Origin of the sequence: Cloacibacterium caeni (assembly GCF_907163125.1) — a bacterium.
GTDB classification, from domain to species: Bacteria; Bacteroidota; Bacteroidia; order Flavobacteriales; family Weeksellaceae; genus Cloacibacterium; species Cloacibacterium caeni_B.
Genome location: NZ_OU015319.1, coordinates 1,878,990 through 1,903,546 on the forward strand (window position 1 = coordinate 1,878,990; position 24,557 = coordinate 1,903,546).

Below are 24,557 nucleotides of genomic sequence, written 5' to 3' on the forward strand. Positions count from 1 at the left end.
AGATTCTCTATTTTTCTACCATTCTCCAACTCTACCACTCTATTTCTCCTCTTTATACCAAGAAGAATATTTCACGTAATTATTTGCGATTCTATCTATTTCACCAGAAATAAGTTCTTGCGAAACGTCTTTTATTTTTTTTGCTGGAACACCTCCCCATAATTCACCTGCTCTAATGTGAGTTCCTTGTGTAACTACAGAACCAGCAGCTACAATAGAATTGCTTTCTATCACACAATTATCCATTACAACAGAGCTCATCCCAATCAATACATTATCATGAATCGTACAACCATGAACACAAGCGTTATGCCCAATAGAAACATTATTGCCAATCACTAAAGGAAATTTTTCATACGTACAATGCAGCATCACATTATCTTGCACATTGACTTTGTTACCTAATTTTATATAGTGTACATCTCCTCTGATTACCGCATTATACCAAATACTGCAATCTTTTCCCATTTCTACATCACCTATGATGACTGCAGTTTCTGCTAAAAAAGTATTTTCCCCGATTTTGGGAGTTTTTCCTAAAAGTTCTCTTACTAAAGCCATATTTTAATTGAAAATTATAGGTTGAAAATTGAAAATGTTTTTAAAAAATTCTATAGATAGAGAAAATCTAACATCTGATTCTTAAAACCTAAAACCTAATCCCTATTTTTGTACTCTCAAATTTAAGTAAAAAATGCATACAATTATTATAGAACCTACTGCAAACCCAAATGTAATGAAGTTTGTAGCTGATTATACCCTGATTCCAGGTTCATTAGAACTGGATAGAACTTCTGATATTTCTGAAATTCCATTGGCTCAAGAACTTTTTAATTATCCTTTTGTTTCTAAGGTTTTTATCTCTGCTAATTTTGTAGCAGTTGCTAAAGAAGACCATGTAGAATGGGAGCATATTGCAGAAAGTCTTAAAAACGTCATCGAAGACGAGCTTCTAGCAAATCCTAGAATTTATAGACAAAAACCTCAACAGAGATATGAAATTTTTGCCGAAATGACTCCGAATCCTGCTGTGATGAAATTCGGTGGGAACAGATTATTATTGGATGGTTTCGTAGAAGTAAAATCTAAAGAAGAAGCGGATGAAGTTCCTTTAGCAAAAGTACTTTATGATGAATTCAAATTTGTAAAAGAAGTTTTTGTCTCAGAAAATTTCGTGGCAGTAACCAAAGATGATTCTGTACAATGGCATGAAGTGATGACTGTAGTGAGAAATGTGATTGCCGAGTTTTTACAAAATGGCCACAAAATCACCAACAAAGAACCTCAGAAACACGAAAGTCCTGTAGAAAAAATTATCAATAGAGAATATACAGATGTTGAGCAAAAAATTTCTGATATTTTAACTGAATATGTTTCACCAGCTGTAGAAAACGATGGTGGGAAAATCTCACTTTTAGAATATGATGCAGAAAATAAAACCGCAAAAATGCTTTTACAAGGTGCTTGCAGCGGTTGCCCAAGTTCTACGGCTACGTTAAAGGGAGGAATTGAGCAAGTGCTGAAAAATTTCTTGCCAGATTTAGTAGAGAAAGTAGAAGCTGTAAACGGATAATTAGTTTTTAGTGGATAGTTGTCAGTTGATAGTATTTACACTGATAACTTTCGATAATATAAAAAAATCAAAGTTTTGAATACCAACAACCAACTACCAACAACCAACAACATAAAAAAAGGAATACTCCTCGTAAATCTTGGTTCGCCGAAATCTACAAAAGTAGAAGACGTAAAAGAATATCTAGATGAATTCTTGATGGACGAACGCGTGATAGACTATCCATGGTTCTTTAGAGCGCTTTTAGTAAAAGGAATTATCCTCAATACTCGTCCTAAAAAGTCTGCGGCAGCTTACAAAACCGTTTGGACTGATGAAGGTTCGCCATTGATTGTCATCACAAAACAGATTCAACAAAAATTGCAGAAATTAGTGGATATTCCTGTAGAAATCGGGATGAGATACGCTGAACCAAGCATAGAAACCGGAATCAGAAAATTGGTGGAAAAAGGCGTAGAAGAAATAGCTCTTTTCCCTCTTTATCCGCAATATGCGATGAGTACTACAGAAACCGTAGTAGAAAAAGCGAAAGAAGTTCAAGCGAAACTCTTCCCAAACATCAAAATCAATTATGTAAAACCTTTCTACAATAGAGACCTTTACATCAATTGTTTGGCTGAAAGCATTAAAGAAAAATTGCCAGAAAATTTTGATTTGCTTCAGTTTTCGTATCACGGAGTTCCAGAAAGACATATTTACAAAACAGACCCTACCAAAACTTGCAAAATAGGCGATTGTTGCTTCAAAGAAGATCATCCTTCACATCAATATTGTTATAGACACCAATGTCTGAAAACCACCGAATTGGTAAGACAAAAATTAGGTTTGGAAGACAGCCAAGTGAAATCTACTTTCCAATCTAGATTAGGAAAAGACAAATGGATAGAGCCTTACACCGATGAAACGTTAGAAAATCTACCTAAAAATGGCGTAAAAAACCTAGCGATTGTTTGTCCAGCTTTTGTAAGCGATTGTTTAGAGACCTTAGAAGAGATTTCTGTAGAAGGAAAAGAAGAATTTTTACACGCAGGTGGAGAAAACTTCCATTACGTTCCTTGTCTGAACGACGAAGACAGATGGATAGAAGTCGTAAAACAACTTTGCGAAGAAGAATTATAAAAAATAAATACATTTTTTAATAAATACCCCTAAAAAAATAGGGGTATTTTTATTTTATTACGTTTTTTATTCATATTTTTGACTAAAAATAAGGGGCAATAAAAAAATAAATAAAAAATGGAAAATAATTTAGATTCTTTAAAAAGCAAAATCAACTCACTTCCTGCTGAGTTTTTAGAAATGATTTCAAATTACTTTGAAAACCTAGAACCTAAAAAAAATTCAGGAATTTGCAATTATCAAATAGACGAAGTAAAAGAAAGGTTAGAATTTCATAGAGAAAATCCTAAAAGTAGACTAGATTTTTTTGAAAACATAAAAGAACTGGAACATTATCTTTACGCATCATTATGAAAATACAACTTTCATCAATCGCTAAAAACGATATTTTACTTTACGCCAGAAAATATAAATCTGATGATTCTTCATTAGGTCAAAAATTCTTGGAAGAAATAAAACTAAAAGCCATTCAAATTTCTGAAAATCCAGAACAATCTGAAATCATCTACGAAAACATCAGAATCATAGAACTCGACAGTTTTCCTATTAATTTGCATTATACGTTCGAAAAAGAAACAGAGACCGTTTTTATCACCGCTGTTTTCGTCAAGAAAAATATAGAAAATTAAACAAATTTATCTTTTTCTGGTTTCGCCGTAGCCAATTAAACCGTCATAATTTCTATCAAAAGGAGCGTAATATAAAAATGCCTGATATAAATTTTCGGTTTGCCAAAAATTACCATTAATCTCACCTAAATCAATGAAGCCTTTCGCATCTTTGGTAGCCAAAATATAATTGTAAAAACCTTGTTTCAAATAAATTCTGGCAATGTATTTTTTAGCATTTTCATCATAAGACATTTTATTTTCTTCTGAAGGAATGAAATCATTAAAAGCGCCTAAAACATAAATTTCCTTTTCTGTTTTTTCTGAATCCAAAGAAAAATACACCCAAGAATAATCCGCTTCTGTATCTGCATTTCTTTCAATTCCTAAATCATTTCTTCTGAAATAAAACGCTCCGTTTACATCTGGCTGATATTGATAGTTAAGCGGAAAAGCCCAAACCGAATGCAAATAGGTATGATTTCCTTCGTCATTATTATTCGTTGCAGCTACCATATCAAAAGGTTGATTCATATTTTTATTATCAAAATAATAGAACTCATTATTTCCCGGAAAAACCAAATTCATCTGCTGAAAAAGCAATTTATTTCCCATCGCTGCATTAGGTTTCTGATTATAAATTCCCAGTCCAAAATTATTATTTTGAATCACATTCAGACTAATGGAATTGAGGTTAGAAAACAAACTTGCTTGATTAGAAGTCGCAGAAACTTCTATTCTTTGATTAAGAGTTGGCGCTTTGCTATCTGCAAATCTGGTTACATTAATTCCCAAATTCGCACCATTTTCTACCACACAAAACCTTTTCTTAAAAAGCGGTTTATTCACCGATTCATCAAAAACGATGATTTCATAATTTCCAGATATTTTCAGTTGAGTTTTTTCATTCGGGAATTTTAAAGTGTAGTGCGTATACTTTTGAACCGTATTAAAAGAGTATCTAAAATCTTGAATGTAAGAATTCACAGGACCTTTTGCATATTCTGTAAAAAACAAACCGTCATCTTTCCAATTCCTATCAAAATGTTTAAATGTATACCGATAAACGGTAGATTTATTTTCTAAATCATCAAAATTCAAAACCAATTGCTCCCCAAATTTGATTACAGGTGTTTCATCATTGGTTTGAGGATTAAAAAGCTGAACACTTTTAATTTTTTGACCAAAAACCAAAACAGAAAGCAATAAAAAAGTAAATTTTAGAAATTTCATATCACGAAGATAACGAAAATCGAGCCAAAATATTGAAAATTAAAACGCTGAAAATGATTAAATTTGAAAACTTAAAATCTAAACTTCAAAACATGCTCCACATTCATATTTTCCGATTCAATCCTTTTTCAGAAAACACTTATGTTTTGTTTAATGACCAAAAAAACGGCGTCATTATAGACCCGGGAAACTGGAACGAAAAAGAAAATGAAATTCTAGAAAATTTCATCAAAGAAAAAGAGATTTCTATTCAAAATATTTTACTGACTCACGCTCACATAGACCATGTTTTAGGCTTACAATGGGCTTTTGACACCTATAAAGTTGCAGTAAAAATGCACGAAGAAGAAAAAGATGTACTCGAAAGAAATCCGATGTCTGCCAGAAATTATGGCTTTGACTTCAAACCTTTTGTTGGCGACATCGAACTTATAAACGAAGGCGAAAAATATTTTATAGACGAAGATTCTTTTGAAATTTTCCATGTTCCTGGACATTCTCCAGGAAGCATAGCCTTCTACAATGAAGCGCAGAAATTTATTATTTCAGGTGATGCGCTTTTCCAAGGAAGCATTGGCAGAACAGATTTATACAGAGGAAATCATGAGCAATTGTTAGAAAGCATTCGAACGAAACTTTTTACTTTACCCGAAGAAACAGAAGTGTATAGCGGTCACGGAAACGCAACACAAATCGGCTTTGAGAAAAATCACAATCCGTTTTTCTAAAAAATAAAAAAGAGTCAAGTTTAATGCTTGACTCTTTGCTTTTTATGAGGTAATTTTAATTATTTCCATTTGATATTACAACCCATGCTTGGTTTTTGTAATTCTTCCTGTGGATTTCCTGACAGTAGATTTTCAAAAGCGATAATCAAATCTTCACCTGTGATTTCTTTTTGATTTCCTGGTCTAGAATCATCCATTTGTCCACGGTAAACCAAGTCTAATTTTTCATCAAAGAAATAAAAATCTGGCGTACAAGCTGCGTCATAAGCTTTTGCTACTGCTTGACTTTCGTCAAACAAATAAGGAAATTCAAATTTTCTTTCGATTTGAAATTCTATCATTTTTTCTGGAGAATCTGCTGGATATTTTTCTACATCATTCGCATTAATTGCGATAAATTCTATCCCTTGCGTATGATAATCTTCGTATAATTCCGTCAATTTATCGATAACGTGTAACACAAACGGACAGTGATTGCACATGAAAATCACCAATGTTCCTTTTTCTCCTTTTAAATCTTCTAAAGATTGAATTTCGTTGCTGTGAGAAGGATTTGGGAGTTCAAAAAAAGGAGCTCTAGTTCCTAAAGCGAGCATATTGGAAGGTGTATTTGCCATAACTATTGATTTATCATTAATTTATTGACTGCAAAATTACGGAATTTATTTTTCTATCTTCGATAAAATCTCATGAAGCTGCTCTTCTGAATAATCATACGGAAGCCAAGTCACATTTTCTACTTTTCTATTCCAAGTTTCCTGTCGTTTTGCATATCTGCGAGAGTTTTTCTTGATTTCTTCTACAGCAAAATCTAAATCCCAAGTTCCTTCTAAATATTTAAAAATTTCGGTGTAACCTACGGTTTGTAGCGGAACAAGTTTTTGATATTCCGTCAAAGATTTCACCTCATCTATCAACCGATTTTCCAGCATTTTATCTACTCGAAGATTAATTCTTTCGTACATGATTTCTCTAGGTGCGGTAATTCCTATTCGTATTACTTTAAAATCTCTTTTATGCTTAGGTTCTGCAATAATTTCAGAATATTTTCTGCCTGTTTGCCAAATCACATCTATGGCTCGTAATAATCTTCTGGGATTTTCTTTGTGAACTACATTATAATATTCTTCGTCTAGATTTTTGAGAATTTCTTGGAGTTTTTCCAAACCTTCTTCGTCCAAAATTTTCTGTAACTTTTCTTGGTTTTCAGCGTTGGCTTCAGGCAAATCATTCAGTCCTTCTACAACTGCTTTTTCATACATCATACTTCCCCCAACTAAAACTGCAAAATCATTTTTCTCAAAAATTTCTTCAATCTTTTCCAAAGCATCTTCTTCATATTGACCTATGGAATAGTATTCTTGAACCGAAAGATGACCAATAAAATGATGTTTAACCTGTGCTAATTCTTCATCTGTAGGAGTTGCAGTTCCTATTTTCATTTCCTTAAAAAACTGTCTAGAATCACAAGAAATAATCTCTGTACCGAAATGTTTTGCCATTTCTATGGCCAGTTTTGTCTTGCCAATTCCTGTAGAGCCAATGATAGAAATGAGTGTTTTCTGCATAGTGCAAATTTATTCAAAAAAAATCGTCCCAAGAAAATCTCGGAACGATTAAAAAAAACACAAATGAAATTATTTTATTTACTCTATTATTTCTGCATCGATAACTTTATTATCTTTCTTTACCGCATTTTTTTCGTTTTCCCAAATGATGAATCGGTCTACTTCTTTTAAAACCATTGGTAAAACCAATGCTAGAATTCCTAAATCATCTAAGAAAATTCCTGGTAAAAAATCTAATGGCGAAATGATATATACAAATGCTGCCAGTGGAATGATTACATTCTTAAGGTCCATTTGAAATTCGCCTTTTTTGTACGCTTTAAACATTTTTAAAATTTTCGGAAACTTAGAAAGCAATCCGTCTTTTTTAAATGCTTGAAACAGCAATGCTATTTTTTTCATTTTAATATTTTGAGTTTTTAGGTGTTGTAATTTAGATTTCAAAATCTTTGCCAATTTAAATTAAAAACTCTTTGCTTATTCTATTTTAATAGATTTTAACTTTATTTAATATTTCTTAAGGATTTACAGATTCTAAAAACTGATGCACAGATTCTGAATTCCAATCTTTTGCCGCGTCTTCTTTCATCAAAATCCTTCCATTTTTGCCCAAAATAAAAGTCGTAGGAAATACTTTTGGTAACATTTTTTCAGAAAGTGGCGATGTAGCAAAATAAACCGGCGTAGTATAATTGTTATCTGCTAAGAATTTTTTGACTTTTTCCTCCTCATCTTGCATGGCAATCAGTACGAAAGCCACTTTATTTTTTTTGGCTTCGTACAATTTTTGAATACTCGGATATTCTGCTCTACAAGGAGGACACCAACTTCCCCAAAAATTTAAGAAAACGACTTTGTCCTTAAAATCTGCCAAATTCGCATCAGGAACATTCACTCCTTTTAGTTGAATATTCATTTCCTCAGCTGTAAAAGTGACGTCTTTTTCTACTTTTTCTAAAGAAGGTTTCATCAAAATTTGTCGCTGAACAAACGCTCTAAAATCTGGAAACAAAAACATAGAAACAAGAAACACCGAAAGCAATAATGTGAGCCAGTTTTTTCTTAAAAAGTTCATAAATTGATGTGTTGATGTGATAATTTGTTGATGTGATAATATTTATTTTGACACCCCGACTTCGCTTTGCGAAGCCACCCCTCTAAAAGAGGGGAACTCTTCTAACTACAGTAGTTCTAAAATTTCTTGAATCGCGTCTTTTCCTTTATTTTTAGCGTAATACACTTGTAAATCGTTATAAAACTCTTCACGAGGATATGTTTCTGTATTTTCCTTGAATTTTTTCAACAATTCTGTTCCATATTGTGGTCTTGGTCCCCAAACATTTTTCAGAGAAAAATCTTCATTCAAGATTAAAATTTTAGGAATAGATTGAGTTCCGTTCGTTAGGAATTGGTCAATTAAAGAAATATCAGAATCACGATAGAAAATTCTCACGTCATTATGCCCTTCAAAAAATTTAGAAACCGCAGGAACGGTTGCACTTGCATCTCCGCACCAAGGTTCTGTGATGATAAGGATTTTACCATTGAAGTTTTTAGATTTCAGCGTTTCTAATTGCTCTTCATCTACTTTATAGGTTTTCAAAGTTCTGTTCATTCTCTGAAGCCCCAATTCATAATATTCATTATGGTCGTCTTCAGGATTTTGAACTTCAATTCTGCGTTCAGTTTCTTTAATATATTCGTCAAAAGTGACTGCGTTTTGCCAGTAATTTTTCATTTTAAATATAGATTGTTTTTTTTGACAGAGATTATTTTACCGCATTTTCAAAATACATTTGCCATAATTCATAATCACTTCTATGATATTCACTTAATTTATTATGTATTAAATCTTCAATAAAATTTTTATAATCTTCATTATCACCATTTCTTTCACCTACAAAATGTTTTTTTTCATAATGCCAAAAAAGAGATTTTGGATTTAGAAAACTCAACTCAAAATCATTTTCCAATTTATAAGGGTTTTCTTCCTCACCATTGAAATATTTATAAATTGAATAATCACTCTCATTGAAAAAAATCTTTCTTAGAGCTTTAGCATGAGGAACTCCTGAACCATCATAAGCAATGTTATCTTTATTAAAATTTAAAGTTATATTATTTTTTAATTTCAGGTTTCCTTTAGTAAATTCAATGAATCTTTCAGCATTTACTTTAAATCCAAAAGCAATTTTTAAATTTTTCGACAACCTCAATTCTTCTTGATTTAATTTTTCAATAAACCATTCAAAAGAATTTTTTAATAAGTTATAATAATTTTTATTCTTCCTCTTATTTTGAAAAAACATCGAATAAGGTAGAGTATCAATAATTAAAAAACCTACTTCTACTAATTTATTAAAATAATATTCTTTATCATTTGGAAATATTTCATTTGGATAAAAGGTCTTCCATATTTCTTTATTAAAATTTTTATTGTGATAGTTGTAAAAATATTTTGGAGGTTTTATTTCGCTAAAAGGTGGTGCTTCACAAATTAACAAATATCTTATTTCGGAATTTTTCAACAACTTCAAATTTTCCGCCCATTTTTCTTCTGTATTTTCAAAAATATATTTTAATCTATCCAACTTCACTGAAACTTCTTCTTTACCAAAAAGTTCTTCAAGAATAAAAAGATTTTTATCAAATACTCTATTCATTTTTATCCAAATTTAGATTCTTTCAGAATGACAACTGTACGTAAAAAACTCGTGTCTCGCGACTCGTATCAAATTCTTCTAATCTGATTCATCAAAAATAAGTCCGCAAGAACAAATGCTGCCAAATTTTCCACTACGGGAACTGCTCTTGGCAAAACACAAGGATCATGTCTTCCTTTTCCTTCTACAATAACTAAATTTCCGTCTTTATCTACACTTTCTTGAGGTCTAAGAATCGTAGCAATTGGCTTAAAGGCTACACGGAAATAAATGTCCATTCCGTTTGAAATTCCACCTTGAATTCCTCCAGAAAGATTGGTTTTCGTAGTAAAATCTTCATTGAACAAATCATTATGCTCTTTTCCGGTCATCGTTGCTCCACAAAAACCGCTTCCGTACTCAAAACCTTTTGCAGCATTGATATTCATCATCGCTTTTGCCAATTCTGCCTGTAATTTTAGAAAAACAGGTTCGCCAATTCCTACAGGAAGATTTTTGATGACACAAGTAATGGTTCCACCGATGGTATTTCCTTCTTTTTTGATTTCCTTGATTTTAGAAATCATCTTTTCGGCGGTTTCTTCATCTGGACAACGAACATCATTGCTTTCAATTTTAGAAAAATCTAAATCCTGATAAGGTTTCATGCAAAAAATATCTCCCACTGAAGAAACATAAGCATGAATTTCAACATTTTCGGGTAAAATATGTTTCGCCAAAGCTCCTGCAGCAACCCAGTTGATAGTTTCTCGCGCAGAAGATTTTCCACCACCTCTGTAATCTCTGATTCCAAATTTTTGATCATAGGTAAAATCTGCATGAGAAGGTCTGTAAGCTGCGGCAATATGTTCGTAATCTTTCGATTTTTGATTTTCATTATAAATCACAAATCCAATCGGAGTTCCTGTAGATTTCCCCTCAAAAGTTCCCGAAAGAAACTGTACAGTATCACTTTCTTTTCTTTGGGTAACGATAGAACTTTGACCAGGTTTTCTGCGGTCAAGTTGATGCTGAATTTCTTCAAAATTAATTTCAATTCCTGCTGGAAAATTGGTGATGATTCCACCATAAGCTATTCCGTGACTTTCGCCAAAGGTAGAAAGCGTGAGAAAATTTCCTAAATTGTTCATAAAAGCAAAGTTAATGAAAAGGTTCGAGTTGCGAGTTGCGAGTTGTGAGATTTTTGAAACATAAGAACTCGTATCACGTAACTCATATCAAAATTTAGAGATAATTCCCTTCAATTTTTCTTTATCTTTAGTTGACAGTTTCTTCCAAACGAAACCATCTTTTATGTTCTTTGATATTTTTTGCGGAAAAATTCCTGCTTCGTAATATTTTTTTACTGAATATGGAGCAATCGATGGATGTGGCGTATCATAAGCCAAATGATGATGTGGTACGTAAAATTTAAGGTTACCTATTTTAAACTCAGAATATTTAAAAGACGCAAAAGAAGCTGGTCTATATATCTGTTTTTGAGTAAAGCCTTGCATATAATATCCTGATTTAAAAGAAATAAAATTATTCTGCAACAATTTGGGAAATGATAATGATATAATTATTAAAAAAATTTCTAAAGAAAAACCAATATAAGATATTTTTTCTTGGATAATAGATTTGAAATTAATGAGAAAAAAAACAAAAAACACTCCCATGAAAAAACGGTATTGCGCAGAGAACATTAGCACTAAAAAACTTTTTATAACGATAGAAACAAATAAAGCAGTAGTTAATCTATCTTTTTTAATAAAAGTAAACACAACGAATGATAGCATCACCAAAACAAATGCAAAATGGATATATTTTTTATATGAATTTATTGTGAACCAATTGTAAACATAATCCCAAACTGTAAATTTTTCAATTTCTGAAATAGAAAATTTTAAGTCATATGCTTTCATTATTGCAAGCTCAGCAGATTCTTTTAGAACCTCGCTGTGTGGCATCCAATAAAGTTTTAAATCACCAATCTGAATAGGAAAAAAAGGATAACCAAAGACTAGAATATTCTTAAAAATATAAATCCCGAGAACCACAATCCCTAATCCTGCATATTTAAAATTCTCCTTTTTAAAAAAATATATAGCAACAAATAACAATACCCAAACAATAGTAGGTTTTATGGTAAAAACAAAAGCAGAAAAAGCAAAAAGTAATTTAACATTTTTATTTCCACTCATTACTTCATTTAAAATAACAAGCGATAATGCAATAGCAGGTAAATCTGAGTTGGGAGACTGTATAAAAAATAAAAATACAGGCAAAATAAACAACATTGCCCAAGCTTTTTTTTCTAAAATATAAAGTAAAAAAACTAGTAAAAAAATGACATTTATTCTTAGAAAAACATCTGAAAAATTAGAGAGTCCTGCTTGAAATATATGCCAAACAGACATTTGCGCATATATCAACTCAATATTAGCCAAACCCTTAGTTAAACCAAACTCTCTTAACCAGTGAATACTTGGAACGTAATACCCAAAATGATCAATAATGAAAGGATAATAAGTTCCTGCAAAAATTATAATAAGACTAGGAATCGAAAATTTTACAATCTCTTCCTTTCTGTAATTAAGAAAATCTTTATAACTTCTAAAGTAAAGAAATGACAAGACCCCAATTAGGATACTTATACTTTCTATCCAAATATTTAAAGGAACAAAAAAAGCTAATACTTGCCAAATTATTGCTAGTAAAAACATCCCTGAAAAAAGCTTTGCAGAAAGACCAGACCAAATCCTCCCAAACAACTTTTGGAAAATCTCACCAAAACCCATTAAAACAGGAAAAATAACCAATAAAGAAAGTAAAATTTTAAGCATTATGTGAATATAAATAAAAAAAATCCTGAAAATTTAAATTTTCAGGATTTGTGTTGTTGTTTGTTGAGGTACCTAGCGGATTCGAACCGCTGTAGATGGTGTTGCAGACCACTGCCTAGCCGCTCGGCCAAAGTACCATGTGTTTCGGAGTGCAAATATAGGGATTTTTCAGATTTTTAAAAATTTTAGAAATAGATTTTTTAAAAATTTTCTTCAAATTCTACACTTACGCCTTTCATTTCGCCTTTCATTGGCGGTTTGGTTTTGGTTATTTTTACTTTAACCTTCTGAACTTGAAGAAATTCTGATTTTATTTTTTTGATAATTCTTCCTGCTACATGTTCTAATAATTCTGAAGAAATTTTCATCTCTGCATGAATAATATCGTTAATCAAAGCGTAATTAATGGTATCATTCAAATTATCGGTCTCTGCAGCTTTGGAAATATCTGCTACAATCTCTGCATTCACAATGTAATACGTTCCCAAAATTTTCTCTTCTGGCAAAACACCGTGATATGCGTAGATTTTAATATCTTCTAAAAGGATTTTACTTTTCATTTTAATAAATTTTGGCTAAAGCCAATTAGATTTTCGTTTTTTCTAAAATGGACTAAAGTCCGTTCCTATTGATTTTCGATTACTATCCACAAATGTAAAGAAAAACGTCCAGAAAAATTCTGAACGTTCATTCTTTAAAATTTTTAAATTATCTCATTTTCAAATTTTCAAATTACTTAATCGTTTTACTCAACTCCAGCATAGCTTCGATTGGTTTTAAAGCTTTTAAACGAAGTTCTTCGTCCATAGTAATCTCTGGCAATTCGTATTTCATGCACAAATACAACTTTTCTAGTGTATTTCTCTTCATGAAGAAACATTCTGAACAGTTGCAACTTTCGTCAAAAACCAAAGCCGGAATCAATTCTTTATGAGGAGCACGCTTTTTCATTTCGTGAAGAATTCCTTCTTCTGTAGCGATGATAAACTTCTGACAATCATCTTTTTCTACATAATTTAGCAAAGCTGAAGTAGAACCAATAAAATGCGCCAATTCTAGTACTGGAGTTTCAGATTCTGGGTGTGCAATTAATTTAGCATCAGGATTTTCTGCCAATTGTTTCGCTATTCTTTCCATAGAAAATGCTTCGTGAACAATGCAACTTCCATCCCACAAAATCATATCTCTTCCTGTCTTCTTCATCAAATATCTTCCCAAATTTTTATCTGGTGCGAAAATAATCGGTTGATCTTTTGGCAATGCATTGATAATGGTTTCTGCATTAGAACTGGTAACAATAATATCAGATTCTGCCTTGGTTTCTGCGTTACAATTGATATAAGTTGCCACCAAAGCTCCAGGATGCTGTTCACGCATTTTTCTAAGACCTTCTCCACTGCAACCATCTGCAAGTGAACAACCAGCCAAAGTATCTGGAAGAACTACTTTTTTTGTAGGATTAAGGATTTTTGCAGCTTCAGCCATAAAATGTACCCCACAAAAAGCAATCATATCTGCATCTGTATCTTTTGCAGCTCTGGCTAATTGTAGAGAATCTCCCAAATAATCTGCAATATCTTGAATTTCTCCTGGCTGATAATAATGTGCCAAAATCACGGCATTTTTTTCTTTTTTGAGCTTTAAAATCGCATCAATTAAATCTTGACCTTGCGGAATTTGAATATCTTTCAAATCCAAAAATCCTTTTACTGGAAGGTTATTTTTTGCTATATCTAATATTTTCTCCATAATGTAATCGTATTTGGTGTTGGTTTTATTCTTCAATAAAATTTCTTACAATTCGCTCAATTTCTTTCTGAGCTGTTTCTAAATCATCATTAATGATAATTTGGTCAAATTCTTCAGCATACGTCATTTCTTCTTTAGCTTTTGCTACTCTGGTTTTGATGGTTTCTAAATCATCTGTAGCTCTAGATATCAATCTTCGTTCCAATTCGTCTATAGAAGGTGGTGCAATAAAAATAGAAAGGGCATTTTCTCCGAAAATTTTCTTCAGATTTACGCCACCTTTTACATCTACATCGAAGATGACCACTTTTCCTTCTTGCCAAATTCTTTCTACTTCAGATTTTAAGGTTCCATAGAATTTATCTTGATAAACTTCTTCGTATTCTACAAAAGCATCTTCTGCAATCAGATTTTTAAATTCTTCTACCGAAAGAAAAAAATAGTCTTTCCCATGAATTTCTTCACCTCTCAATGCTCTGGTTGTAGCAGAAATGGAAAATTGAAGTTCAGGAAAAACACCTAAACAATATTTTACCAGAGTGGTTTTTCCACTTCCTGAAGGTGCTGAAAATATAATTACTTTGTTCATTTTTAATAGTTATGAGTGATGAATTATGAATGATGAGTTATTTAGAGACTAAAAAACAACTTATAACTCATGACTTATAACTCATCATTACAATACGTTTAACGTTTGTTCTTTAATTTTTTCTAAATCGTCTTTCATCATCACTACCAGTTTTTGGATTTCGTGGTGATTGGCTTTTGAACCAAGAGTATTGATTTCTCTGCCGATTTCTTGAGAGATAAATCCTAATTTTTTCCCGTTGAAAGTTTCGTTTTGCATCACTTCAAGATAATATTTCAAGTGCTGTGTCAAACGTACTTTTTCTTCGGAAATATCTAATTTTTCGGTGTAATATGCCAGTTCTTGATAGAATCTTGTCTCATCTACGTTTTCAAATTCTTTCAAAGTATTCTGATAACGTTCTTTTACCGCTACCATTCTGTCGTCTTCGTAAGGAATGACTTTGAGAAGATTTTCTTCAATATTTTTAAGATTTTTAGCCAGTTCTTCGTGTAAAATTGCGCCTTCTGTCTTTCTGAAATCTACAAATTTTGCTAAAGCTTCTTTAATCAAGTTTTCCAAAGATTTCCACTCTTCTTCATTTAATTCTGCAGGTTTACCGTTTATTGCTTCAGGCATTCTGATGGCCATTTTCAGATATTCGAACTCTTCTGCATTGGGAGAAATCTCACGCAGCTGATTCATGTATGCTTTTACAATGTCTTGGTTGATTTTTACATCATTGCAGTCATCGATGGTTTCGCAATTGATATAGCAATCTACTTTTCCACGGAGAATGGTGTCATTTAACAATTTTCTTACTTCGAATTCTTTCTCTTTGTAACGAAGCGGAATTCTAAGATTCAAGTCAAATGATTTGCTGTTAAGCGATTTGAGTTCGATGCTAATTTTTTTTCCTTCAAAAATACCTTCGGCTCTTCCGAAGCCTGTCATTGATAAAATCATAATGTGTATATGTAAGCACAAAGATAAGAAAAGATGCTGAAAGTTAATTTTTTCTTAAAACTTAAAAAGGCTAAGACTTCTCATTGTTAATAAGTAGATGAAATAGTCCCAAAAAATCCTTAAAAATTTCGTAAATTTGCCCCTTGATTAAATGGCGAATTTCAGTCGTCAGAAAGAAAATTTATTGCATGAAAAGATGGTATCTCTACCCTTTTTCCTTGGTTTATCATTTTGTTACTGCCCTCAGAAACAGAATGTACGATTGGGGAATTTTTTCTTCTACGAAATTTAAAACTCCTATGATTGGCGTAGGAAATTTATCTGTTGGAGGCAGTGGAAAATCACCTATGGTAATGTATTTGGCAGATTTTCTTGCTAAAAATTTTAGAACAGGCGTTCTATCTCGTGGCTACGGAAGAAAAACCAAAGGTTATGTTATTGTAAATTACGACAGTAATTTTAAAATGGTGGGTGATGAAGCCATGCAACTCTTTGAAAGATTTAAAAACAGATTTGTCATCGGCGTTTGTGAAGACCGCGTTTTTGGGGCAAAAAAAATCATCGAAGACATGGATTTAGATGTACTTCTATTAGATGACAGCTACCAACACCGTAGAATAAAACCAGGTTTCAATATTCTTTTGACGGATTATAATGATCCATATTTTAAAGATTTTGTTTTACCTGCAGGAAATCTTAGAGAATCAAGACGTGGCGCAAAACGTGCTGACATCATTGTAGTAACCAAGTGTCCAGAAAATATTACCGAAGAAAAAAAACAATTCTATATTTCTAGAATTAAACCTAGATATTACCAAAAAGTGTTCTTCTCTACCATCAATTATGATGAAGAAATTTTCTGTTTTGACCCAAAATTGAAACTTCCAGATAACAACATGAGTTATTATGACATTCTCCTCATAACAGGAATTGCCAACCCCAAAACCTTTGTGGAAGAAGTAAAAAGATACAGTTCCAATGTAAAACACTTACGATTCAAGGATCATCATAGTTTCACCACAGAAGATATTTCTCTCATCAAAAAAGAATACGAAAAACTTGGAGAATATAAATTGATTTTAACCACAGAAAAAGATTATGTTCGCCTAAAAGGTTTCGATTATTTAAGAGAAAAATTATATTATTGGCCGATTAATGTAGAAATAGACCGCGCAGAAGAATTTAATCAAATCATTCAAGATTATGTTAGAAAAAATTAAACAAACCGCCGAATTCATCCAAAATATTATTCAAGAAACTCCTGATTTCGCCATCGTTTTGGGTTCTGGTTTAGGTAAGTTACAAGAAGAAGTAGAGGCTATTCACACTTTAGAATATCACGAAATTCCTAATTTCCCGCAAACTACAGTAGTAGGACACGGTGGAAAATTGATTTACGGGATTTTAGAAGGCAAAAAAGTATTGATGATGAGTGGCAGATTTCACTATTACGAAGGTCATTCTATGGAAACAGTAACTTTTCCTTTCAGAGTTTTTAAATTGTTGGGAATTCAGAATTTAATCGTTTCTAATGCTTCTGGAGGAGTAAATCCTAATTTCAGAGTGGCAGATATTATGATTATCGAAGACCATATCAATATGATGCCAGAACATCCGCTTCGTGGTAAAAACATTGATGAATTGGGACCAAGATTCGTAGATATGAGCGAACCTTACAACCGAAAAATGATTGCTGTAGCAGAAGAAGTGGCAAAAAATTTAGAAATTAAAGTGCACAAAGGTTGTTATGTTGCACTTCAAGGTCCAACTTTCGAAACGCCTGCGGAATACGGAATGGTAAGAGCAATTGGCGGAGATGCAGTAGGAATGAGTACCGTTCCAGAAGTGATTGTAGCGAAACACATGGGAATGGATTGTTTCGGAATTTCTATCATTACGGATGTTGGCGGACCAGAAATCGCTTTCACCGTTTCTCACGAAGAGGTTTTACAGGCTGCCAATAAAGCAATGCCAAATGTGATTAAAATTGTAAAAGGCTTGGTGAAAAATTATCAATAAATGAATTTTTGCTTCGCAGTGAATTTTTAAAATATTACGCTTCAGTTTTTTTGAAGCGTTTTTTTATGAAAATTCTATAACGTTACTATAAAATTCTGTAAAAACTTAATGGCAGTCTTAGCCTAATTTTGCTTTAAAGTAAAAAAGGGAAAAAATAAATACATTTAGATTAGTTGCCTTTAAAGTAGCCTATTTCCTTCTCAAGAGGAAAGATAACTATACCTAATCTAAATATTTTTCATAGGAAGCACCTCGATTTTCGAGGTGTTTTTTTTGTTTCTAAGTTTTTAAAAAAAATTTTCATACATAAGAAAATTATGTATATATTTGTAATGCATAATTTATTTAGGTATGAAGAAAAACGCATTATATAAAGGAACTTTACAAAATATTATTCTGAAACTTCTCGCTTCAGAAGTAAAAATGTATGGTTATCAGTTGACGCAACGTGCTAAAGAACTTACAAAAGGTGAACTGGAAATGACAGAAGGTGCGCTTTATCCTTTGTTACACAAATTAGAAAATGAAGGAGTTATTTACTCAGAAATGCAACAAGTAAATGGTAGAGATAGAAAATATTATTTGCTAACCGAAAAAGGCAAAAAACAACAAGCCTTACAAGAAGAAGAAATGAAATCTTACCTATTTAATCTGAATGCAATTTTTAATATTTAAAAACAACAACCATGATTATCGAACAACAAGAATCAGAAATCCGCAATTATCTGCTCTCAAAAAAACTGCCAATTGATATTCTCATCGAAGTAAATGACCATTTTGTTTCTCAAATTTCAGATTTGCAAAGAGAAGAAAATTTGAGTTTTGAAGAGGCTTTTTTAAAAGTAAAAACAAGATGGAATTTTGAATTTATTATGGTTAGAAAAAACTTTTTTTCTTCAAAAAAAATCCCAAAAATAATTTACGAAATCAATAAAACTCAAAATATTAATAACTTTAAAAAGAGTTTTTATATTGTTCTCTCTTTTATTGCTTTAGAATTCATTACTGCAAAACTTTTCCCAGAAAATATTTATCTTCTTATCTTGTCATTATTATTCATAGTAATAGCGATTTACCCTTTAAGAATGATATCTCTATACATAAAACAGCAAAGATTGCTTTTTGAAAACAGAAGAAAAAATCCGATTATCAATAATTTTATACATCCTTTGCTTTCATTTGTTATTGGTTTTTCTTTAGATCAAATGATGCATTATCCAAAAAATACCAAACATCTTATTTATGATTTTATAAATTTTGGAGCTGATGAAAAAGTAAGCACAGCAATGTTTGTTTCTAATCTATTTTTTGGAATAATAATTCTTACATTTTATGTTTATGCCTTTCTTTCACTTGAAAAAAATGTAAAAAAACTTGAAAAATATAACCAATTTGTTTTATAAAATGTTTACAGATTCTCAACTCTCAGAAATCCGTAATTATCTACTTTCTAAAAAATTGCCTATTGACATTTTAATAGAAGTAAATGATCATTTTGTTTCTCAAATTTCAGATTTACAGAGAGAAGAGAATTTGAGTTTTGAGGAAGCTTTTGAAAGAACAAAATTAAGTTGGGAGAAAGAATTGAAACCTTATTGGAGAGGAAATTTAAATCTTGAGGATATTTCTGATTTTATGGTTAAAACTAAAAAGGAAATTGACAAGACTAATTTGTTTTTCGCATTAAAATATTCAACTATTCCTACCCTTTTAATTTTTATCATTGCTTTCAATTTTAAAGCAGAAACTTTTGGATATTTAACCTTGTCAATAGTATTTGGATTGACGTTTTATACTTTAATAAAATATTTTTCAAATTCCCAAGATTTCAAATTAGCTAAAAAATATAAAAAGTATGTTCTCACTTTACATCAACATTCTGTTGTTATTTTTGTAATTATTTTTTCTCCTTTAATGAATATTAATACAAGGTTAATAGACAATCCAGAGAAATACCAAAAAATCATCACCTTCCAAAGTGATAAACCAATTTTCATAGAAATCGCATTCATCTTTATGTCAATTTACTTAATTATTTTTGGTGTATTTTATTCATTATCAGCTCAAAAAAATTATTTAAAACAAATCGAAAAAGTAAAACCTTTCTTAAAATATTTATAAAATGTTTACAGATTCTCAACTCACAGAAATCCGCAATTATCTGCTCTCAAAAAAACTGCCGATTGATATTCTCATCGAAGTAAATGACCATTTTGTTTCCCAGATTTCTGATTTGCAGAGAGAAGAAAATTTGAGTTTTGAGGAGGCTTTTGAGAAAACCAAAGAAAATTGGAAAGAAGAGTTAACACTTTCTTGGAACGGAAGCATAGACTTATTAGATACGAATCCATTTATTAGAGATGTAAGACAACAACTTGCTATAGAAAATCTTATTTCAGCATCAAAATATACAATTTTAACAATCAGTTTAATTATTATATCTGCATTGATATTTAATAAAAATATTTTTAAATACTTTTGCCTTTTAACATTTTTATCTTTTTCAATATTTCCTTTATTTGTTTATATTAAAAATTTTAAAAAATTTCAGCTAGCGAGAAAATATAGCAATTATATTTTAACACTTCATCAAGGTGGCTCCTTTTTATTCTTAGGAATACTTGGTTTATCATTACAATTTACGGCAAAATTTTTCGACTATTCTGATGAAGTTCAAAAATTAATTATTTCGGAGAAAACTAATTTTGAAACAAAACAAATAATACTATTAATAATTGGAACATTAACTCTTACATTAATTAGTTTTTTTAGTATTATCTCCCAAACTAAATATATCAAACAAATAGAAAAAGTAAAACCTTTCTTAAAATATTTATAATATTTTCAAACCTTAAAGGATTTAAAATCCTTTAAGGTTTCATTTTTATAATAATTTTCTAAAATCCCCAATTCCTTATCTTTGTGTATGCAAATTCCACAGAGAAAAATCATACATGTAGATATGGATGCGTTTTACGCTTCTGTGGAACAGCACGATAATCCTGAACTTAAAGGAAAACCCATTGCAGTAGGCGGTGAACATAGAGGTGTGGTAGCCGCAGCAAGTTACGAAGCCCGAAAATTTGGCGTACGTTCTGCAATGTCGAGCAAAATTGCCAAAGAAAAATGTCCGCATCTGATTTTTGTAAAGCCAAGATTTCATCGTTACAAAGAAATTTCACAGAAAATCAGAGAAATTTTTCATGAATATACTGACTTGGTAGAACCTCTTTCTCTTGACGAAGCCTATTTAGATGTTACCGAAAACAAAAAAAACATAGAATCTGCCAATGAAATAGCAAGAGAAATTCGTCAAAAAATTTTTGAAGAAACAGGGCTCACTGCTTCTGCAGGAATTTCGGTGAATAAATTTTTGGCCAAAGTAGCTTCGGATATCAATAAACCCAACGGACAAAAAACCATTCATCCTACTCAGATTATAGATTTTTTAGAAGAACTTCCGATTGAAAAATTCTACGGAATCGGAAAAGTTACGGCCAATAAAATGTACAGTTTACAGATTTTCAAAGGCAAAGATTTGAAGGCAAAATCTATGGAAGAATTGGCAAGACTTTTCGGGAAATCTGGAATTTATTATTACAATGTGGTTCGTGGAATTCATCATGGAGAAGTAAAACCCCACCGAATTCAAAAAAGTGTAGGTGTAGAACATACTTTTTGGGATGACATCAACGAAGATGAAGAACTTTACCAAAAACTAAAATCACTAAGCGAAGAACTAGAATCTAGACTTTCGAAAAGAGAAATTAAGGGCAAAACCTTGACTTTAAAAATAAAATACAAGGATTTTTCTCAATATACGCGTAGCAAAACACAAGAAGTATATTATGAAAACGCTGAAGATTTCTACGAAACCGCCCAGAAACTTTGGGAACTAAGACCTTATAATAAAGCGATTCGTTTGTTAGGTTTATCGCTTTCTAACCTCAACACAGAAGAGAAAAAACAAATTTCTGTACAACTCAAAATTCCTTTTGAAGAATTCGAAAAAGAATAATTATAAAATAATTCCCTGAAAATCTGTAAATTAATTTCTGGTCATCGTTCTAATTTTGCAATATCAAAAACAGAAATGATGAACGGAACTATGATTCAATATTTCCATTGGTACACAGAAGGCGATGGAAAACTTTGGGAAGAAGTACAACAAAACGCAGAATATTTAGCAGAACTTGGCATTACAATGGTTTGGTTACCACCTGCTTACAAAGCTAATGGTGGCGGATTTTCTGTGGGTTATGATCCCTATGATTTATTTGATTTGGGAGAATTTGACCAAAAAGGTGGAATTCCCACCAAATATGGAACTAAAGAACAATATATTTCTGCCATCAATGCGCTTCGTGAAAAAGGAATTGGAACAATTGTAGATATTGTGCTGAATCACAAAGCTGGCGGTGATGAAAAAGAACGTTTTCAAGTGTACAAAGTAGATCCAAACAATCGACAGAACTTCATTTCTGAGCCTTTTGAAATAGAAAGTTACACTAAATTCACTTTTCCGGGAAGAAATAAAAAATATTCGGATTTCGAATGGAATTTCACTTGTTTTACAGGCGTAGATTTTGCCGAAGGTGAAGAAGGAGATTTCATTTATCAAATTATTACCGAACATGGTGATGGTTGGGAAGAAATGACCAGCGATGAAAAAGGAAATTACGATTTTTTGATGTACAATGACATCGAACATCGAAATCCTCATGTAAGAGAAGAACTCAATTATTGGGGAAAATGGTATCATGAAACCGTAGGTTTTGAAGGTGTTCGTTTAGATGCTGTGAAACATCAATCTCCAGAATTTTATAAAGAATGGCTTCAGTTATTACGCGCCAATACTGGTAAAAACCTCTTTGCAGTAGGAGAATTTTGGGCTCCCGGTGAATTGCCACTTTTAGAAAAATATATTGAAGAAACCGAAGGTTGTATGAGCCTTTTTGATGCTTCTTTGCATCATAATTTGCATACTGCATCACAATCGGGAAGCGAATTTGACTTGCGAACTATTTTCGACAACACTTTGGTTCAATCTCAACCCAATTTATCAGTTACAGTGGTTGATAACCATGACACTCAACCTTTGCAAGCTTTAGAAGCTCCTGTAGAACCTTGGTTTAAACCGATTGCTTATGCATTAATTTTGCTGAGACAAGAAGGTTTTCCTTGTGTTTTCTATCCAGATTTATTTGGAGCCACTTACAAAGATTATGGAAGTGATGGCAATGAACACGAAATTTTCTTAGAAAAAGTAGACCAAATAGAAGAACTTTTGAAATTGAGAAAAACTAATGCTTACGGAATGCAAAGAGATTATTTCGAAGATGCTAATTGCATCGGTTGGACTCGAGAAGGTGATGAAGAACATAAAGGTTGTGCAGTAGTGATAAGCAATAAAGACCAATACGAAAAACCTATGGAAATGGGAACGCAATATACTGGTCAGTATTTTTATGACGCATTAGGAAGATTCGAACATACTGTTCAAATTGATGAAAATGGCTGGGGAAATTTCACTGTTCCCGCTGGAAATGTAAGCGTTTGGGTTCCTGAATAGTCTATTTCAAAGCTTTTTTAACCTCTGAAAATTTCCCATCAATAGGTTCTGAAATTTTTAAACCGAGAATTTCCGCAACCAAAGGATAAACACTCACATTCTGAAATTCATCGATTTCTAAATTATTTTTGAAAACATTTCCCCAAGCGTAAAAAGTGGCTTTCATTTCTGGTGTTTTTCTAGGATTGTAGCCATGTTTTCCTGCAGAAGTAGATTTTCCTTTTTCTAAAAATATTTTTGGTGCATTCGGAACTAATAAAATCTGACCGATGCGGTTATATTGGTCATCTTTTGTTCCATAATGCAGTTTTCTAGGAAATTTTTTGGTCAAAAAAACTTGGTAATCTTCAGTTTTTGAGTTTTTCAATTCACGATATGTAGATTTTACCTCATCAGGATTTTTAACCACTACTCTGAGTAAGGTTTGAGAATTATAAATATCAAATCTTTCTTTATTGAGAAGCATTTCTGGAATAGAAAGCGGATTTTCTTTATCTACTTTAATCATTCCATGGTCTGAAACGAAGATGAAATTCACGTTTTTCAAACCCAATTGATTCACTTTTTCCACCAAATTACCGATGGCGTTATCTACCAATTGTACAGATTTTTCGGCTTCTGGAGATTCTGGTCCAAATCGATGACCTGCTCCATCTACTTCTGGAAAATACAGTGAAATAAAGTGCGGACGAACATTTTCTGGCAATTTTAACCAGTTCACTACTTTATTAATTTTTTCTTCAGGTGAAAATTTTTCGTGATAGTGATAATAGTAAGTTGGTCTTGTTTTTCCAGCGTCACTTGCAGAACCAACCCATTGCAGAGAAGCGGTAACCATTCCTTGTTGCTCTGCCAAACTCCAAAGCGGAATTCCGCCGTACCAAGAACCATCTTCTGCATTTTCTTTTTTATTCATTGCATAGGCTTTTTTTCTGGAGTAATCATAGAAAAAATTATCTACCAAACCGTGATGAGAAGGATATAAACCTGTAATAATAGACCAATGATTCGGGAAAGTGATGCTGGGGTAACTTGGCAACATGGCTTTTGCTTTTACACCTTCATTTGAAAATTTTTGAAGATTTTGAGCATTATATTTTTCGGTATAATCATATCTGTAACCGTCTGCAGAAATAAAAATAAGGTATGGCTTTTCTAGTGCTTCTGTTGAATTAAATCTATTAGGAGTAATAACTTGGGCTGTATCAACCGCGAGATTATGTTGAGCAAAAAAGAGAGAAAACAGAAAAATACTGAAACCCGAAAATATTTTTTTCATTGCAGATGATTTGCTACAAAAATACACGTTTTTTGCAAAAAAAAATCCTAGCCATTTTAAAATGGCTAGGATTTAGAATATTTTATT

The 24,557-nt window shown here is 31.9% G+C and carries 28 protein-coding genes and 1 tRNA gene; 13 read left to right on the plus strand and 16 right to left on the minus strand.

Annotated features, from left to right (window positions below):
• Nucleotides 1-39 precede the first annotated feature (39 nt).
• Nucleotides 40-561, minus strand: a complete 522-nt coding sequence (locus tag KKQ79_RS08595; protein WP_213189773.1) for a gamma carbonic anhydrase family protein — start codon at nucleotides 559-561, stop codon at nucleotides 40-42.
• Between the two features lie 133 nt (nucleotides 562-694).
• On the opposite strand from KKQ79_RS08595, the gene KKQ79_RS08600 reads away from it, so the two are divergent.
• From KKQ79_RS08600 to KKQ79_RS08615, 4 genes are all read left to right on the plus strand, one after another.
• Entirely contained in the window at nucleotides 695-1,573 is an 879-nt protein-coding gene (locus KKQ79_RS08600; RefSeq protein WP_213189774.1) for a NifU family protein, read from the plus strand.
• A gap of 75 nt (nucleotides 1,574-1,648) precedes the next feature.
• The gene (hemH, locus tag KKQ79_RS08605; protein WP_250131220.1) at nucleotides 1,649-2,692 is read left to right on the plus strand and encodes a ferrochelatase; all 1,044 of its coding nucleotides are present in this window, start codon (nucleotides 1,649-1,651) and stop codon (nucleotides 2,690-2,692) included.
• Nucleotides 2,693-2,809: 117 nt separating this feature from the next.
• Nucleotides 2,810-3,046: a hypothetical protein gene (locus KKQ79_RS08610; protein WP_213189775.1), complete on the plus strand. Its 237-nt coding sequence runs from the start codon at nucleotides 2,810-2,812 to the stop codon at nucleotides 3,044-3,046.
• Nucleotides 3,043-3,321 carry a hypothetical protein gene (locus KKQ79_RS08615; RefSeq protein WP_213189776.1) on the plus strand — a complete coding sequence of 93 codons (279 nt, stop codon included), beginning with the start codon at nucleotides 3,043-3,045 and terminating at the stop codon, nucleotides 3,319-3,321. The genes KKQ79_RS08610 and KKQ79_RS08615 overlap by 4 nt, the downstream gene beginning before the upstream one ends.
• Before the next feature lie 6 nt (nucleotides 3,322-3,327).
• Here KKQ79_RS08615 and KKQ79_RS08620 read toward each other — a convergent pair whose 3' ends face one another.
• On the minus strand, nucleotides 3,328-4,533 hold the full coding sequence (locus KKQ79_RS08620; protein WP_213189777.1) for a type IX secretion system plug protein: 1,206 nt from the start codon (nucleotides 4,531-4,533) through the stop codon (nucleotides 3,328-3,330).
• A 92-nt stretch (nucleotides 4,534-4,625) separates the two neighbouring features.
• On the opposite strand from KKQ79_RS08620, the gene KKQ79_RS08625 reads away from it, so the two are divergent.
• Nucleotides 4,626-5,261, plus strand: coding sequence for an MBL fold metallo-hydrolase (locus tag KKQ79_RS08625; protein WP_213190714.1), 636 nt, complete (start codon nucleotides 4,626-4,628; stop codon nucleotides 5,259-5,261).
• 59 nt (nucleotides 5,262-5,320) lie between these two features.
• Here the strand turns inward: KKQ79_RS08625 and KKQ79_RS08630 are convergent, their stop codons facing one another.
• The 13 genes from KKQ79_RS08630 to KKQ79_RS08690 form a co-directional block, all read right to left on the minus strand.
• Complete coding sequence (locus KKQ79_RS08630; RefSeq protein WP_213189778.1) at nucleotides 5,321-5,878, minus strand: thioredoxin family protein; 558 nt, start codon at nucleotides 5,876-5,878, stop codon at nucleotides 5,321-5,323.
• Between the two features lie 45 nt (nucleotides 5,879-5,923).
• A complete protein-coding gene (miaA, locus tag KKQ79_RS08635; protein ID WP_213189779.1) occupies nucleotides 5,924-6,829 on the minus strand; it encodes a tRNA (adenosine(37)-N6)-dimethylallyltransferase MiaA in 906 nt (301 codons plus the stop codon).
• Nucleotides 6,830-6,907: 78 nt separating this feature from the next.
• A complete protein-coding gene (locus tag KKQ79_RS08640; protein WP_213189780.1) occupies nucleotides 6,908-7,231 on the minus strand; it encodes a YkvA family protein in 324 nt (107 codons plus the stop codon).
• A gap of 115 nt (nucleotides 7,232-7,346) precedes the next feature.
• Nucleotides 7,347-7,904, minus strand: a complete 558-nt coding sequence (locus KKQ79_RS08645) for a TlpA family protein disulfide reductase (protein WP_213189781.1) — start codon at nucleotides 7,902-7,904, stop codon at nucleotides 7,347-7,349.
• Nucleotides 7,905-8,009: 105 nt separating this feature from the next.
• Entirely contained in the window at nucleotides 8,010-8,567 is a 558-nt protein-coding gene (locus KKQ79_RS08650; RefSeq protein WP_213189782.1) for a thioredoxin family protein, read from the minus strand.
• Nucleotides 8,568-8,598: 31 nt separating this feature from the next.
• Complete coding sequence (locus KKQ79_RS08655) at nucleotides 8,599-9,357, minus strand: hypothetical protein (protein ID WP_213189783.1); 759 nt, start codon at nucleotides 9,355-9,357, stop codon at nucleotides 8,599-8,601.
• Between the two features lie 203 nt (nucleotides 9,358-9,560).
• On the minus strand, nucleotides 9,561-10,622 hold the full coding sequence (gene aroC / locus KKQ79_RS08660) for a chorismate synthase (RefSeq protein WP_213189784.1): 1,062 nt from the start codon (nucleotides 10,620-10,622) through the stop codon (nucleotides 9,561-9,563).
• 87 nt (nucleotides 10,623-10,709) lie between these two features.
• Entirely contained in the window at nucleotides 10,710-12,317 is a 1,608-nt protein-coding gene (locus KKQ79_RS08665) for an LIC_10190 family membrane protein (protein ID WP_213189785.1), read from the minus strand.
• Nucleotides 12,318-12,383: 66 nt separating this feature from the next.
• Nucleotides 12,384-12,454 (minus strand) — tRNA-Cys (locus KKQ79_RS08670).
• A 63-nt stretch (nucleotides 12,455-12,517) separates the two neighbouring features.
• Nucleotides 12,518-12,877, minus strand: a complete 360-nt coding sequence (gene folB / locus KKQ79_RS08675) for a dihydroneopterin aldolase (RefSeq protein ID WP_213189786.1) — start codon at nucleotides 12,875-12,877, stop codon at nucleotides 12,518-12,520.
• 172 nt (nucleotides 12,878-13,049) lie between these two features.
• A complete protein-coding gene (gene nadA / locus KKQ79_RS08680; RefSeq protein WP_213189787.1) occupies nucleotides 13,050-14,066 on the minus strand; it encodes a quinolinate synthase NadA in 1,017 nt (338 codons plus the stop codon).
• A gap of 25 nt (nucleotides 14,067-14,091) precedes the next feature.
• Nucleotides 14,092-14,655, minus strand: coding sequence for a guanylate kinase (gmk, locus tag KKQ79_RS08685; RefSeq protein ID WP_213189788.1), 564 nt, complete (start codon nucleotides 14,653-14,655; stop codon nucleotides 14,092-14,094).
• 87 nt (nucleotides 14,656-14,742) lie between these two features.
• A complete protein-coding gene (locus tag KKQ79_RS08690; protein WP_250131221.1) occupies nucleotides 14,743-15,600 on the minus strand; it encodes a YicC/YloC family endoribonuclease in 858 nt (285 codons plus the stop codon).
• A gap of 188 nt (nucleotides 15,601-15,788) precedes the next feature.
• On the opposite strand from KKQ79_RS08690, the gene lpxK reads away from it, so the two are divergent.
• The 8 genes from lpxK (at nucleotide 15,789) to KKQ79_RS08730 (ending at nucleotide 23,191) form a co-directional block, all read left to right on the plus strand.
• Complete coding sequence (lpxK, locus tag KKQ79_RS08695; RefSeq protein ID WP_213189789.1) at nucleotides 15,789-16,820, plus strand: tetraacyldisaccharide 4'-kinase; 1,032 nt, start codon at nucleotides 15,789-15,791, stop codon at nucleotides 16,818-16,820.
• Nucleotides 16,804-17,619 (plus strand): purine-nucleoside phosphorylase, encoded by an 816-nt coding sequence (locus tag KKQ79_RS08700; protein ID WP_213189790.1) that lies wholly within the window; start codon nucleotides 16,804-16,806, stop codon nucleotides 17,617-17,619. The genes lpxK and KKQ79_RS08700 overlap by 17 nt, the downstream gene beginning before the upstream one ends.
• 351 nt (nucleotides 17,620-17,970) lie before the next feature.
• Complete coding sequence (locus tag KKQ79_RS08705) at nucleotides 17,971-18,294, plus strand: PadR family transcriptional regulator (protein WP_069799540.1); 324 nt, start codon at nucleotides 17,971-17,973, stop codon at nucleotides 18,292-18,294.
• 122 nt (nucleotides 18,295-18,416) lie between these two features.
• Entirely contained in the window at nucleotides 18,417-19,022 is a 606-nt protein-coding gene (locus tag KKQ79_RS08710) for a hypothetical protein (protein WP_213189791.1), read from the plus strand.
• A 1-nt stretch (nucleotide 19,023) separates the two neighbouring features.
• Nucleotides 19,024-19,740, plus strand: a complete 717-nt coding sequence (locus KKQ79_RS08715; protein WP_213189792.1) for a hypothetical protein — start codon at nucleotides 19,024-19,026, stop codon at nucleotides 19,738-19,740.
• 112 nt (nucleotides 19,741-19,852) lie between these two features.
• Nucleotides 19,853-20,458 (plus strand): hypothetical protein, encoded by a 606-nt coding sequence (locus KKQ79_RS08720; RefSeq protein ID WP_213189793.1) that lies wholly within the window; start codon nucleotides 19,853-19,855, stop codon nucleotides 20,456-20,458.
• An 87-nt stretch (nucleotides 20,459-20,545) separates the two neighbouring features.
• Complete coding sequence (gene dinB / locus KKQ79_RS08725; RefSeq protein ID WP_213189794.1) at nucleotides 20,546-21,637, plus strand: DNA polymerase IV; 1,092 nt, start codon at nucleotides 20,546-20,548, stop codon at nucleotides 21,635-21,637.
• 75 nt (nucleotides 21,638-21,712) lie between these two features.
• Nucleotides 21,713-23,191: an alpha-amylase gene (locus KKQ79_RS08730; RefSeq protein ID WP_250131222.1), complete on the plus strand. Its 1,479-nt coding sequence runs from the start codon at nucleotides 21,713-21,715 to the stop codon at nucleotides 23,189-23,191.
• A 1-nt stretch (nucleotide 23,192) separates the two neighbouring features.
• Here KKQ79_RS08730 and KKQ79_RS08735 read toward each other — a convergent pair whose 3' ends face one another.
• On the minus strand, nucleotides 23,193-24,470 hold the full coding sequence (locus KKQ79_RS08735) for an alkaline phosphatase family protein (RefSeq protein WP_213189795.1): 1,278 nt from the start codon (nucleotides 24,468-24,470) through the stop codon (nucleotides 23,193-23,195).
• Between the last annotated feature and the right edge of the window lie 87 nt (nucleotides 24,471-24,557).